The following is a 14,607-nucleotide window of genomic DNA, read 5'->3' on the forward strand; positions in this document are numbered from 1 at the left end:
GCTAGTTCAGTTTTGCAGGTTGATTTTGTTTCGGTGCCAATACTTCAACAGGCAGGTTTTCCTTCACATTGATCAGGGCTTCGGTAACCACAAGGGCGCCTTCATCCAGCCCATTAAACAGCAAGGTGGTTTCGTTGATTTTCAGAATGTTGATTTCAGCCTTTTTTAGTTTGCCGTCCACAATGGTAAATACTACGTTGGAGTTGAATACCGCACTTCGGGGGATCTCCATCGCGCCATCGATTTTTTGGCCGGGAAATTCTACCACCTTGTACTCGCCGGTTAGCAGGTCTTCGTTTGAGTAGGTTTGTACCTGCACAAAAATGCTCCGCGACTGGGTATTGGCTTCAACAAAGTCGGCCTTCCGGGTAACCGTGCCGGGCAATACCTGATCGGTGTAGCCCGAGTGGACAGTTACTTTGTCGCCCAGCCTGATCCATTTGCTATTGTCGTTTTCAACCGGAACTTCTATCTCCAGCATATCGGTTCGGATCATGCGGGCAATCTGGCTCCCTGCATTCACATAAGCGCCAGCCTCAAAGTTAACTTGGGTAAATGTGCCATTAAACGGGGCGTACAGTGAACGGCGTTCCAGGTTTTTTTCGTCGTGAAGAATACTATAATATTCATTTAAAACCGAGCGGCTGGCCAAAAATATTTTGAGTTTTTCATTTTTGGGGATTGGCAACATGGGGAGCGGATTCTCTAAATCAACTTGGTTGAAATAGTCCAGAAAAGTGGGGTAATCATCCGGAAAGTCAACTTTCATGTCGGGCAGGATGTTGGTAAATGCATGGAGGAATTGACTTTTACGGGCTTTGAGCGCTAATTCAGCTTCATCCTTATAAATGGTGGCCAACAATTGCCCTTTTTTAAATGAGGTACCTTTTTTCAGGGCAACGGCTCCTTTTTCAATCTTTCCGGCAGCTTCTGAAACCAGCAGAACATCGTTTCCGGAAACAACCCGGCCCTCTCTTTTTAGTGGCGAAACCACTTCGGTATAGGCTGTCGGCTGAGCTTTTACAAAACGTTTGATTGTCGTGTCTGGCCCTTGCGGTGGCTCCGGTTTCATGGATACAAAAAGCCACGACAGGGCAGCCGACCCTCCCAGCAAGATGAACAGTGCAATGACTACAAAAGTGATTTTTCTCCAACTCATTTTTTCCATTTTCATAAGGTTTACTCGTCTTCTTTTTTGAATTTGCAAATGTAGTTGTTTCTGCATTTTTACAGAAGGGAACGGTATCTCCGATTCTTCTTAACAGAAATGATGCAGCTTAGATGAATTATCTGTCTGTAGGTTTAATATCGTTCCTTTTATTCGTCAATAAAATTAGCATAAGTGTCAACTAAACATGTTTCTCGTTTCTGTCTGTTACCATCGGGAACGGCAAGGGTTTGATGTCAACCTGACGCGATGCCCGGTGCTTTTTCAGTGCGGTTTATGAAAAAAACAGTTAGCGCCTTTAAAAGTTTTTCAAAGATAGAAATGGAAACATCCTGTACATTATTTTATGGCAAATGGGCAGAATTTATAACTTTGCCGGTCAATAAACAAGAGAGGTTGCAGATTTCATGCAAAAGAAAATTTTTGACACCATCATTGTTGGCAGCGGACTGGCCGGGCTTACGGCTGCCTATCATGCCTCCAGGCACGGTACTGTTGCTATCATCACCAAATCGCAACTCGACACCAGCAACTCCTACTATGCTCAGGGTGGCATTGCCGGGGTAATTGCTGAAGATGATTCACCTGAATTGCATATCGAGGATACCCTGGTAGCCGGGCGTGGCCTTTGTGAACGGGAGGCTGTGGAGATTCTTGTTCGAGAAGGGCAAGACCGTATCCGCGAATTGATTGATATGGGTATGCAATTCGATCAGCGCGACGGGAAACTGGTGCTTGGTTTGGAAGGAGGACACAGTAAGCGCCGGATTTTGCATGCCGGAGGCGATGCCACAGGTAAGGAACTGACTTGCTTTATGCTGAAGAAAGTATTGGAACAAAAGAATATCCAAACCTTTGAATATACAGCTGTCACTCGTTTGCTGATGCAGGATGGCCTATGTGTTGGGGCGCAGGCGCTGGATTTTGTAAGCGGGGAAAACCTGATCTTTCAAGCGTCGGCCTGTATTTTGGCAACCGGCGGCTTGTCAAGGATTTTTAGCCGCACTACAAACCCGCACACCGCCACAGGCGATGGCATTGCCTTGGCTTTTGATGCCGGTGCGCAGGTCGAAGATATGGAATTCATCCAGTTTCACCCTTCCGCATTGTGTGTCGAAAATCAGGATGCCTTTCTGATTAGCGAGGCTGTTCGCGGCGAGGGTGCCTGGCTATTGGACAAACAAGGCCAACGTTTCATGAAAGACATTCATCCGCTGGCCGAGTTGGCGCCGCGCGATGTGGTGGCCTTCTCAATTTACAGGCAGATGAAAAAGGACCAGCGCCCGTTTGTGTATTTGTCGCTCAGTCACCTCGATCCGGTGAAAATTAAATCGCGCTTTTCAAATATCTCCCGGAAACTGGCCGAATTTGGCTATGACATGGCCACTGACCTGCTGCCCATTGCCCCTGCTGCCCATTATATGGTGGGTGGCATTAAAACCGGATTGCATGGCGAAACCAACATTCCCGGTCTCTTTGCCTGTGGCGAGGTGGCCTCAACCGGTGTGATGGGGGCCAACCGCTTGGCCAGTAATTCGTTGCTCGAATGTTTGGTATTTGGTAAACGTGCCAGTGAAAAAGCTGCTGCTTGTGCAAACCAACCGCTGAATATTGAACAGCCTGTTCCAGTTACCAATTTGCAGGAAAACGAGGCTTTCTTTCTGGAAATAAAGAATGAGATTGCCGATTTGATGTCACAACATGTAGGCATTGTCCGCAATGAAACTGACCTGACCTTGGCGCTGAGCCGCCTGGCAGAAATCAAGCAAAACATGCCGGTTGAAATTCAAGACTATAATCTTCTGAAGGTCCGGCAAATTACCGAAATTTGCACGTTGATCACCAAGTCGGCATTGCTCCGGAAAGAAAGCCGGGGCGGCCATATCCGGGAAGAATACAAACAGGAAGAGCCGGATTTCAGGCTGCACATTGTTCAGCAAAAAGATAATAACCCTGAATTTATTTCAATAAAAAAATGATGGACCAGAAAGTACTTGAAGCAGCAGAGCACTTGATTAACATGGCTCTGGAAGAGGATGTGGCCACGGGCGACATCACCACGGATAACCTGATTCCCGCCGAAACCCGCAAGAAAGCTTACATGGTTGCCAAGGCTGACGGCGTTATTGCCGGCCTTCCGGTTGCCGAAATGGTCTTTCGGAAGCTCGACCCGAATTTGGCCTGGAACCCGGAAGTGAACGAAGGCGACCACGTTAATATAGGGGATGTGCTGGTGCGCTTCGAATGCAGCTACCGGGCCTTACTGACCGGTGAACGTACCGCCCTGAACTTTTTTCAGCGGTTGTCGGGCATTGCCACCATGTCGGCCAAATATGCCGAAGCTGTCAGCGATTTTAAAACCGTGATACTTGACACGCGCAAAACGTTGCCTGGCTTCCGGTTGCTGGATAAGTACGCCGTGAAGACGGGAGGCGCTACCAATCATCGCATTGGTTTGTTCGATATGGTCATGATCAAGGATAACCATATCGATGTGGCTGGTGGAATTACAGCAGCGGTCAATCAAATTAAGGCGAAAGTGGCTCCTGAAATTAAAATTGAGGTGGAAACCACCACCCTTGAACAGGTGCAGGAAGCCCTGGATGCCGGCGCCGATATCATTATGCTGGATAATATGACCAATGAAACGATGGCCACGGCTGTTCAGCTAATCAATGGAAGGGCCAAAGTGGAGGCCTCGGGCAATATGACACTGGAACGTTTACGCGAAGTTGCCGCAACTGGGGTGGATTATATCTCAATCGGCGCTCTGACCCATTCGGTTCAGGCCATGGACATCAGTCAGCGGATTGAGCTATGAACCTGGTGATTGATATCGGTAATACGCGCATCAAACTGGCCTTGTTCAGCGATCGCGACCTGATGTTTAATGTGCCGCTGGATGAATTGAAAGTAGAGCATATTCAGTTGTTTTTGGACGAACATCCACAGCTGAACAAAGCTATTTTGTCGTCGGTGCGTGAGTATCCGGCGGAAATTCGCAATTTCCTGAATGATAAGTTTGAACAGTTCGTTGAGCTGGATTACCTGACGCCGGTGCCGATTGTTAATCGCTACCAAACGCCTGAAACCCTCGGGCTCGACCGGCTGGCTGCTGCCATTGGGGCTGCCGATATGTTTCCGGCGCAGAACCTGTTGGTGGTAGATGCCGGCACGGCAATTACTTTCGATTTGGTGTCGGCGAACAATGAATACTTGGGGGGCAACATTTCACCCGGGCTTGAAACGCGTTTTAAAGCGCTTCATCAATTTACCGGGAAATTGCCATTAGTGGGGGTGAAAGATGAATTTCAGGCGATTGGTACAGACACCGAATCAGCTATCCGGGCTGGGGTGCAATTGGGCGTGATATTTGAAACAGAACAATATATTAGCTATTTCAGTTCAATTTATCCTGATTTGAAGGTGATTATTACCGGCGGTGATGCACGTTTTTTCGATCAAAAGCTGAAAGAGGGCATCTATGTGCATTTCAACCTGACCATGATTGGCTTGAACCGGATTTTGGAATATAATTCCCATTAAACCTTTTTTGCCGTAGCTGCTTTGTGCGATCATTTAATTTAGTTAGAGGGAGTTGTCGTTGTCGCATTAGCATCTTCTAATCGGGGTTTGGTTATCTATGGACCTGGTATTCAATAGCATGTTAAATCAGAGAAATGACAATTTCTTAACAAATGGACATTTCAATGGTGTAGTTGAAATATTTCGGTTTTTCGATCAAAATAGTTAAGCAAACCATCCCCTTTCTGGTTTTTAATTTCTGATAACCGGGATTGACGTTGTTCTTGCGTTGGAATTTCATCTCAGCCTGCTGTCATTTTTCCGGTAAGAGGGCATTTCTGCCGAATTCCCTCATAAGAATTTTAAAATGTAGTTTGGGGTTCAACATGTGGTAACCCCCGCAGGTAGGGCGGTTGCTAGTTTCACGTTGGTTTTGGCATGGGTTTTGAAACTCATGTTTTCGTAACCCGTTCTTTGTCAATTATAAATTTAACTGCTAAATTTGGCGCCCAACTTGGTGGTTTCAGGAGATTTTTGCGTAAAAGCTATTTCAAATAAGTTTATATTTGGCCTCTGATATCGTTGAGTGATCAACTGAACGTACGAAAAAATTTCAAACGTATAATTATAACATTTTCAAACGATGAAATCATTGCTATCTAAAACCAAATTACTAACAATCGCACTGGCTTTGGTGATGAGCATCTCAGCATTTGCTCAACGAGAGATTACAGGCACAATTTATCGGGAAGGAAAACCTGCCGCCGGTGTTACCGTAGAAGCCCACAAATCGTCGGAAACTTTCATGACAAGTTTTGACGGGAAATATAAAATTACGGTGGATGATAAAAGTAAATATCTGAAATTTACTTTTATTGATGATTCCAGAAGATTTGATCTGGAAGGTGTCACGAAAAATGTCATTGATTTTAGTTTTGACGGTGAATTGCCAGCCGCTGCAAGCGGTGATGAAGCTGAAGCCGGTGTGGATTTGAGGACAAGCCAGGAATTGGTAAAAGACAAAGTGACTGAATTTATGAGTCAGTACACGATGTATGACCAATTTTATAAGCAAAAGGATTACAAGTCGGCCATGGCTCCCTGGCGGTTGATTTACAGCAAATACCCAAAATCTTCGCTGAATATCTACATTCATGGTGCTAACATGTACGAGGACAAGATCAATGCAACCGAGGATTGGACAACTAAAGACCAGTATATCGACAGCTTGATGCGCGTTTACGATCGTCGTATCAAATATTTCGATCAAAAAGGATTTGTATTGGGGCGAAAAGCTACCGACTACCTGAAATATAAGTTGGCCAATGAAAACCTGACCGATGATGAATTGAAAACGATCCTGAAAAAAGGGTATAGCGAATTGGAAGAAGCGATACAGCTGGAGAAAAACGAAACCGAAGTGGCTGTTCTGGTTGTATTTATGCAGGCTACCAAGCGTTTGTTTATTATGGGTGAGCTGCCAAAAGAATCGGTTGCCAAAAACTATGAGATCTCTTCGGTAATTTTGGATGCTAATCTGGCCAAAGAGCCTGACAGTGAAAAGTATCTTGCAGCAAAAGGATTGGTTGACCAATTGTTCCAAACCAGTGGTGCTGCCGATTGTGAAGCGCTAGTCGCCTTGTATGAACCTAAATTTGATGAAATTGCACTGGATGTTGAGGCTTTGAAAAAGATGCTTCGTGTACTTGACAAGCAGGATTGTACGGAAAGTGAACTTTTTGCCAAAGCTTCGGAGAAACTCTACAGTTTGGAGCCATCAGCTGAAGCTGCCTTCAACATGGCCCGTTTGTTTGTAAAACGCGATGAGTTTAACCGGGCAAAGGAATATTATCAAAATGCAATTGCCACGGAAACGGATAAAGAATTGTTGTCGAAATATTATTACGAGCTGGGTATCTTCACTTTTGTGAAAGAAAATGCATACCAAAAGGCGCGCGACTATGCCCGTAAAGCGTTGGAGAATAATCCGAGCTCTGGTCGTACGCTGATCCTGATTGGTGATATCTATGCTCAATACAGCAAACACTACGGTGAGTCTGATTTTGACCATCAAGCTATGTACTGGTTGGCAGTAGATTATTACGAAAGAGCTAAGCGGGTTGACCCGGACTCTTTTGCTGCCGCAAATGCTAAAATCAATACTTACAAAGTGTATTTCCCGGATAAAGAAACTTTGTTCTTCCAGGGATACCAGGATGGTCAAACTTACAAGATTGGAAGTTGGATCAATGAATCAACCAAAGTCCGTGCAAAGTAATTACATAAAACGAGCACAATCTTTCCGCATAAGCATTGCAATTCTCCTCGGGGGAATTGCAGTGCTTTTGTTTTCATGCGCCAATAAAATTGAGAAGATCAAGGAGTTTTCCGTAGGTGACAAGATGCCGGGTATGGAAGCCGAGCAATTTGAGATGATCCATTCCGACTCCACGGTCATCCGGTTTAAGTTGATCACGCCCCGGTTGCTCAACTATGACCAGGAAAAGGAACCTTTTATGGAATTTCCCGAAGGCGTTCAGATTGAAAAGTTCGATGAAAAGATGCAGATCGTTTCTGTGGTCACCTCAGATTATGCCATTTATTATACCAACGATAAGAAATGGACTGCCAAAAACAACGTGGTCGTTATTAATCAGGAAGGTGATTCATTAAAAACCGAAGAACTGATCTGGGAAGAAGCAAAAGGGAAAATATACTCCGAACAATTCGTAAAAATAATCCGTAAAGATCAAATAATCAATGGTGTTGGTTTTGAATCGGATCAGGATATGTCGAATTGGCAAATCAAAAAAGTTAGGGGAACGCTCTATCTCGATGTTTCAGAATAGGTCATGGAAGTACTGATTGTAACCATACTTTTAACAATCGTTTTTTCCGCTTTTTTTTCCGGGATGGAGATTGCTTTTGTGTCGGCTAATAAACTGCGTCTCGAACTCGATAAAAAGCAGGACTCTGTGAATTCGCGGATTCTGTCCGTATTTACTAAAAATCCCGGGCAATATATAGCCACCATGTTGGTGGGAAATAACATAGCCCTGGTTGTTTATGGTGTTGCTTTTGCCCAACTGCTGGAGCCTTTTTTTTACAGTTTCTTGCCATCCGATGGGGCGGTGCTGTTTCTCCAAACTATTGTTTCTACCCTGATTATCCTGGTTACGGCCGAATTTCTGCCCAAAGCTTTATTTCGTCTCAACCCAAACATTTTTCTTCGCATCTTCGCCTTGCCGCTGATGCTTTTCTATTTCCTCTTTTATCCGGTTACGCGTATCACGATGAGCATTTCGAAGCTGTTGCTCAATGGTATTTTTCGTGCGGCCATCGATAAGGAAGAAGAGAAAATCGTTTTCAGTCGGGTTGATCTCGATCATTTTGTCAATGCGTTGGACAGCCCTTCCACACGTCAGGAAAAAGACATTGAAAATGAAGTGAAACTCTTTCGGAACGCATTGGACTTTTCGAAAGTGAAACTGCGGGAGATTATGGTGCCCCGGACTGAAATGGTGGCGATGGACATCAATTCGAGCATGGAAGAACTGCGGCAGAAATTTATCGAAACCGGCTATTCACGCATTCTTTTCTATCAGGAAAATATCGACAATATTATCGGATATCTTCACCATTCCATGATTTTTACCAACCCGGAGTCTATCAGGCCCAACCTAAAAAAAGTGCTGATCGTTCCCGAGTCGATGCCTGCCAGCAAGCTGCTCAGTAAATTCATCCAGCAGCACCGGAGCATCGCCATTGTGGTGGATGAGTTTGGCGGCACTTCGGGCATGGTTACCAGCGAGGATATTCTGGAAGAAATTTTTGGCGAAATTGAAGATGAACATGATACGGTTGATTTGGTTGACCGCAAAATAAGTGATACGGAATTTATCTTCTCTGCCCGTATCGACCTGGATATCCTGAATGACAAGTATAACCTGGGCTTTCCATTGACGGAGAACTTTGAGACCCTTGCCGGGTTTATTCTTTTTCATCACGAAAGCATCCCTAAAATCAATACCACGATTAATATCGATCGTTTTCGGTTCAAAATTTTAAAAGCTTCCAATACCCGGATTGAATTGGTCAATCTGAAAGTTTTGGAGAGCGATTAATTCTGGCCATGAGGTAAAGGCTGAAATCAACGTTTCACTTCCTTCGATTGTTCCGGCAATATGCCGTTGAGCTAATTGTTTTCAGGCTGTTTTTGCCGCTCAGAACAGCGCGTTAAAATTGCAGGCGTTCTAAAATAAAAATTGAATTTTAAGGATTAATACCTAAAATTATTATCTTCGTAGCTCGAAAAAAATTAGTAAAAACATAATTCTATAATTATCAGTAAATGGCTACCCTACAGAGAATACGTAATCGTGCTGGTTTATTAGTAGCGATCATTATTGGCCTTGCATTAGTTGCTTTTATCCTGGGTGACATGTTAAATGCAGGAAGCTCCTTACTAAAACCATCACAGCTTGAAGTTGCCGATATCAACGGAACATCGGTTCAATACCCCGACTTTCAACGGAAAATTGAAGAAACTGCCGAAATCTATAAAATGAATACTGGGCGTACCCAGTTGGACGACAATGCCTGGACTCAGGTGCGCGAGCAAGTTTGGCAGGAAATTGTGCGGGAAGCCGTTATGGGTGATGTGTACGAAGAGCTTGGTTTGACCGTTACCGCTGAAGAATTGTTCGACTTGGTACAAGGTTCCAACATTCATCCGATCATTCAGCAACTATTCACCAATCCGACTACCGGACAAGTGGACAGAACGGCTGTTCTGCAGTTTTTGAAATCATTGGAAAGCAATGCAACTGCCCAGCAAAAGGCTTATTGGTTGTATATCGAAGACCAAATCAAAAAAGAACGCCTCCTTACCAAATACAATAACCTGGTGCGTCAGGGCTTGTATGTAACCCAAACAGAAGCGCAAGCCAGCCTGGCTGAAAAAAACCGTTCGGCCAACATTCAGTACATCAGCCTTCCGTACAGCTCGATGCCGGATAGTGCCGTTGCTGTAACCGATAAAGAGTTGCGTGCATACTACGATGCTCATAAAGACGACTATAAACAATCAGCTTCGCGTACAATTGAGTACATTGTTTTCCCGGTGACAGCTTCTGAAGAGGATGATACCAACACCCGCAAGTGGTTGGAAGATGCCAAAGAGGAGTTCGCTGCTATCCAGGATAACGAGCAATATATTAATGTAAATTCAGATATCCGTTTCGAAGATGTATATCAAAAGCAAGAAGAGCTGAATGCCGAGCTGTCTGATTTTGCCTTTAATGGTAACGTGGGGGATGTATTTGGTCCTTACAAAGAAGGTAATACCTATAAAGTTGTGAAAATTGACGATTTTAAAAATCTGCCTGATTCGGTGCAGGCTCGTCATATCCTGATTAACCCGGAAACAGTTGGTAGTTACGAAGGTGCCTTAGCCCTGGCCGATAGCCTGAAGAGCCTGATTGAGAAAGGTGCTAAGTTTGAAACCCTGGCATCAGAATATTCAGAAGATCCGGGATCGGCAGTTAAGGGTGGCGACTTGGGCTGGTTTAGAAAAAATCAAATGGTGAAACCGTTTGAAGATGCTGCTTTCAACGGCGAAGTGAATAAACTATATGTTACAACCACTCAGTTTGGCGTTCACCTGATTCAACCTACCAGAAAAGGTAAAGAAACAAAGCAGGTACGGTTGGCGGTTTTGGCCCGAAATGTAGAGCCCGGTACACAAACATATCAGCGTATCTATGGCCAGGCCAGCAAATTTGCCAGCGAAAACCAAAATGGAGAGGACTTCGCCAATGCAGTGACCGAACAAAAGCTGACCAAAAAAATTGCCCGGGTTGGTGAAAACGACCGCGAAGTGGTCGGTTTGGAGCAATCACGTTCGTTGATCCGTGCGGCCTTCCAGTCTGATGTGGATGATATTTTGGTGAACAACGAAGGTTCAACCATTTTTGAGTTTGGTGACAACTTTGTTGTGGCTACGCTTACGGGCGTTCAAGCCGAAGGAGTCGCTTCGTTTGAAGAAGTGAAATTGCGCGTGGATTTGGCCGTGCGCAAAGAAAATAAAGCAAAAGCCCTGATGGCTAAAATGAAAGAAGCCGTTTCCGGTGAAGACATGGATGCTATAGCTGAAAAATTGGGTACTGAAGTAATGGCAGTAAATGGCGTTAACTTTACGATGTATTCGATACCTGCCCTGGGGGTTGAACCGGCTGTTGTCGGTACTGTGGCCAGTCTGCAAAAAGACGAGCTTTCGGCTCCGGTAAAAGGAAACAATGGCGTGTACTTGCTGAAAGTAGTTTCGGTTGCTGAAGGTGAAGATACAGATGTAGCCACCGAACAGCAACGTTTAGCCCAGGCTTTGGGATACCGTGCGGCTTATCAGGCTTACGAAGCTCAACGAAAGTCAGTTGAGATTGAGGATAAAAGAGCAAAATTCTACTAGTAGAAAGATGATAAAATGGAAAAGCAGGTCGAAAGGCCTGCTTTTTTTGTTTCTGCTTGGTTGCCATCCAGGGTGTCATTCAATTTTGGTCGTTTCTACTTTTGCCGGAAATATTCTTATTTTTGAACTGATCAAAACAAATTGAGATGAGAACACTACTACTTGCTGCCTTATTTTTGTTTCTGTTTGGCAGTTGCCGGAACAATGACAACAAAGTTTACCTGTTTTCCTATTTCATGGATAACGGACAAGATGGCCTTCACCTGGCCTACAGTCGCGATGGCTATCATTGGGAAGCGTTGAAAAATAGCCAGTCGTTTTTGACTCCGCAGGTTGCCGAGGATAAGCTGATGCGTGATCCATGCATTATTCAGGGACCAGATAAGCGATTTCACATGGTGTGGACCGTGAGTTGGAACGATCGCGGCATTGGCTATGCCTCTTCAGAGGACCTGATAAATTGGTCGGAACAAAAGTTTATACCGGTTATGGAGCATGAACCTACGGCCTTGAATTGCTGGGCTCCTGAAATATTCTATGACAAGAGCGAAAATCGATTTATGATTTATTGGGCCACGACTATTCCCGGACGTTTCCCGGAAGGCGAGCAGCAAGGCGACAGTAAGTACAATCATCGCATGTATTACACCACTACCACAGATTTCAACACCTTTAGCGAAACAAAACTGCTTTACGACGAAGGTTTCAATGTAATTGATGCCGTGATTAAGAAAATTGCCGGGCAGTATGTCATGTTTCTGAAGGACGAAACCCGCAACCCGCCCAAGAAGCACATCCGAATGGCTTCAAGTAAATCCCTTACTGAGGGCTATAAGCTCATCAGCGAGCCGATCACCCCCGATTGGGTGGAAGGGCCGACCGTTGCTTATGTGGATGGCCATTGGGTGGTATATTACGATGAGTACACGCGCCATCACATGGGGGCTGTGCGATCGAAATACCTGAAAAAATGGGAAGTAATCACCGATTCCATTAGTTTTCCGGAAGGTACGCGTCACGGCACGGTTTTTCAGGTGGATGAGAGCATCCTGGAAAGGTTGTTGCAGGAGTAAATTCTGCTTTCCAAAAATATTCCGGCTACAGGTCGGGCTTTTACTACAGGCTGGTCAACAAATTTGGCCAGCCAGTTGCTTTTTGAGGGCATAGGTTGTTTGCTGAGATATTAACATCTCGATCCTTTGTTTGTGCCGGCGCTCTTTATGAAGGTTTTTTCAATCCTTGCGCAACCTTCTCACCTGTATTTTCATCTGTCACCGGAAACGATAAAGATAGCCGGAAGTTAGGCGAATTCGCTAAATTTGATCTTAACCAATTGATAACACCTTGGAGGACCTCAGGCAACTGATAACAGATTGTGCTGCTGGGAAAACAGGGGCGCAAGCTCGTTTGTACCAGTTGTTCGCACCCAAAATGTATGGGGTGTGTCTGCGCTATTCCAAGGATCAAACCGAGGCCGAGGATAACTTGCAGGATGGGTTCATCAAGGTATTCGAGAAGATTGGCACGTTCCGGCACGAGGGTTCTTTTGAAGGTTGGGTGAGGAGGATTATGGTGAATGTGTCGCTGGAAAAATACCGCAAGCAGCATTTGCTGCATCCTGTTGATGACATGACAAAGTTTGATGTACCGGACTTTAAGGATGAAATTCTTGCGGAGATTGCGACACAGGATTTGTTAAAACTCATCCAGGAATTGCCTCCCCGCTACCGGATGGTTTTCAACCTGTATGTGTTTGAAGGGATGAACCACAAGGAAATTGCCGGGGAAATGAAAATTACGGAAGGAACTTCCAAATCGAACCTGGCGCGGGCCCGGATGATTTTGCAAAAAAAGGTGGTGAAGTGTTTTGAAGAAACTGAAAATAATTACCCTGCATGATGAAGAGTGATCACCAGTTGGATGAGCTGTTCCGTTCGAGATTGGAGAATTTCGAGCAAAGTCCGCCTCCCTATGTTTGGGATCGGATTCAGGAGCTACAGGCTGCCGGACGGAAACGGCGGCTGGTACTTATTCTGCGTGCCAGTGGGGTTGCGGCAGCTATTTTATTGGCTTTCCTGTTGGGTTGGCAATTGCAGCCCGATCAGCCCGAAAACGTGATAGAACCGTTTGTTGTACAGCAAGAACAGGGAGATCAGCCTGTTCCGAAACTTGCCGGGAAATCGATTGAAGTTACCGAAACTAGCCCGGTTCAGGAGTCCGCTCCTGCGTATGAAACAGTATTACATACGAAACAGCCGTTGGCCCAGGTTGTCGGCAAAACTGAAACGGAACAAAGTCAGGGAGCCCTTCCTGCTGAAAAAGAGGAAGCGCTGCCCTTGCTTAACGCACGATCTGCCAATTTGAAAAGTACCACGACACGCAATCTGCGTTTGGATAAGTTGAAGGAAAAACGGCAGGGCTTGGCGGTGGAATTATCCGGTGCTGAATTGGCCCTGGTAGAATTTAACAAGCAACAAGCCGGGAATAAGTCCGCTGACCGGGATGGCTTCTGGATGGTTGGCGCCATGATTACACCTGTTTATGCCGTCAATCAGTCATCGTACGATGCCGCTTATGCCAGCAACATGACCCGGTCAGGCGGTAGCGGCAGCCTGCAACTTGGTGGGGGGCTTAGCTTGGAGTATAAAGCAGGGAAAAGGTGGAGTGTTCAATCGGGTTTATATTACAGCAAATTGGAAGAAGCATCGGGAAATACACCCTCTCGCAATATGCAGTATGATTTTGTTTCCGGTGACGCCGAGTATAATTATTTCAACACCAGCGTGATGGTCGAAAAGGGGGCAATGCTGATCAATGCTTCGGCTGGCGTGGTAGAGCTCGATAACCTTCCGGAAGGTACCAGGCTTTCTACTTCGCTCGAATCGGTTCAAGCCAACCGAGAGGTGATACTTAGCCATTCTCAGTTTGAACAACAGTTTGAGTACATCGAAATTCCGTTGATGGCCAGTTACCAGTTACTGGACAAGACATTCCGGTTCCGTTTGCTGGGCGGGGTAAATGCCGGCTTCCTGATCGGGAATAATGCCTACATGCAGAATTCAGAAGGCCTGAGCCGCATTGGGAAAACAAAAGACATGAACCGGATCAGTTATTCCACCAGTTTTGGTTTTGGCTTGGGCTACCGGCTTACCGACCGGTTGGAGCTGCGGGTTGATCCGCAATTGAAGTACTACCTGGGCTCGTTAAACGATAACCCTTCGGTGACCTATAAACCCTATTCTTTTGGTGTTTTCACAGGCATCAATTATCGATTTTAGCTATCATCTTTAATTTCCAATTATTCGGAATTTGACGTTACTTTCGTAAACGAAGTCATTTTTTTGTGGTATGATTTCATGCAGATGGAAGGAATGTTGAGAAGCAGCTTCAGGATTGTCAACTTTGGATGACTTCGTACGTTTATCAGTATGGCAGCCAAGAACGGTCT

11 protein-coding genes are annotated in these 14,607 nt (G+C 45.3%); 10 read left to right on the plus strand and 1 reads right to left on the minus strand.

Annotation, left to right across the window (positions count from 1 at the left end):
• Position 1 precedes the first annotated feature (1 nt).
• Positions 2 to 1,159 (minus strand): efflux RND transporter periplasmic adaptor subunit, encoded by a 1,158-nt coding sequence (locus N2K84_RS06760; RefSeq protein WP_282591028.1) that lies wholly within the window; start codon positions 1,157 to 1,159, stop codon positions 2 to 4.
• A gap of 416 nt (positions 1,160 to 1,575) precedes the next feature.
• On the opposite strand from N2K84_RS06760, the gene nadB reads away from it, so the two are divergent.
• From nadB to N2K84_RS06810, 10 genes are all read left to right on the plus strand, one after another.
• Positions 1,576 to 3,147, plus strand: a complete 1,572-nt coding sequence (gene nadB / locus N2K84_RS06765) for an L-aspartate oxidase (RefSeq protein ID WP_282591029.1) — start codon at positions 1,576 to 1,578, stop codon at positions 3,145 to 3,147.
• Entirely contained in the window at positions 3,144 to 3,989 is an 846-nt protein-coding gene (gene nadC, locus N2K84_RS06770) for a carboxylating nicotinate-nucleotide diphosphorylase (RefSeq protein ID WP_282591030.1), read from the plus strand. The genes nadB and nadC overlap by 4 nt, the downstream gene beginning before the upstream one ends.
• Positions 3,986 to 4,714: a type III pantothenate kinase gene (locus N2K84_RS06775; RefSeq protein ID WP_282591031.1), complete on the plus strand. Its 729-nt coding sequence runs from the start codon at positions 3,986 to 3,988 to the stop codon at positions 4,712 to 4,714. The genes nadC and N2K84_RS06775 overlap by 4 nt, the downstream gene beginning before the upstream one ends.
• 622 nt (positions 4,715 to 5,336) lie before the next feature.
• Positions 5,337 to 6,971, plus strand: a complete 1,635-nt coding sequence (locus N2K84_RS06780) for a hypothetical protein (RefSeq protein ID WP_282591032.1) — start codon at positions 5,337 to 5,339, stop codon at positions 6,969 to 6,971.
• Positions 6,943 to 7,542 (plus strand): LPS export ABC transporter periplasmic protein LptC, encoded by a 600-nt coding sequence (gene lptC, locus N2K84_RS06785; protein ID WP_282591033.1) that lies wholly within the window; start codon positions 6,943 to 6,945, stop codon positions 7,540 to 7,542. The genes N2K84_RS06780 and lptC overlap by 29 nt, the downstream gene beginning before the upstream one ends.
• Positions 7,543 to 7,545: 3 nt before the next feature.
• A complete protein-coding gene (locus N2K84_RS06790; RefSeq protein WP_282591034.1) occupies positions 7,546 to 8,817 on the plus strand; it encodes a hemolysin family protein in 1,272 nt (423 codons plus the stop codon).
• Between the two features lie 227 nt (positions 8,818 to 9,044).
• The gene (locus tag N2K84_RS06795; RefSeq protein ID WP_282591035.1) at positions 9,045 to 11,159 is read left to right on the plus strand and encodes a peptidylprolyl isomerase; all 2,115 of its coding nucleotides are present in this window, start codon (positions 9,045 to 9,047) and stop codon (positions 11,157 to 11,159) included.
• Positions 11,160 to 11,305: 146 nt separating this feature from the next.
• The gene (locus N2K84_RS06800; protein WP_282591036.1) at positions 11,306 to 12,232 is read left to right on the plus strand and encodes a glycoside hydrolase family 43 protein; all 927 of its coding nucleotides are present in this window, start codon (positions 11,306 to 11,308) and stop codon (positions 12,230 to 12,232) included.
• A 271-nt stretch (positions 12,233 to 12,503) separates the two neighbouring features.
• The gene (locus N2K84_RS06805; protein WP_282591037.1) at positions 12,504 to 13,058 is read left to right on the plus strand and encodes an RNA polymerase sigma factor; all 555 of its coding nucleotides are present in this window, start codon (positions 12,504 to 12,506) and stop codon (positions 13,056 to 13,058) included.
• On the plus strand, positions 13,055 to 14,437 hold the full coding sequence (locus N2K84_RS06810; RefSeq protein ID WP_282591038.1) for an outer membrane beta-barrel protein: 1,383 nt from the start codon (positions 13,055 to 13,057) through the stop codon (positions 14,435 to 14,437). The genes N2K84_RS06805 and N2K84_RS06810 overlap by 4 nt, the downstream gene beginning before the upstream one ends.
• Positions 14,438 to 14,607: the final 170 nt, after the last annotated feature.

This window comes from Gaoshiqia sediminis (assembly GCF_025907915.1).
GTDB lineage: Bacteria > Bacteroidota > Bacteroidia > Bacteroidales > Prolixibacteraceae > Gaoshiqia > Gaoshiqia sediminis.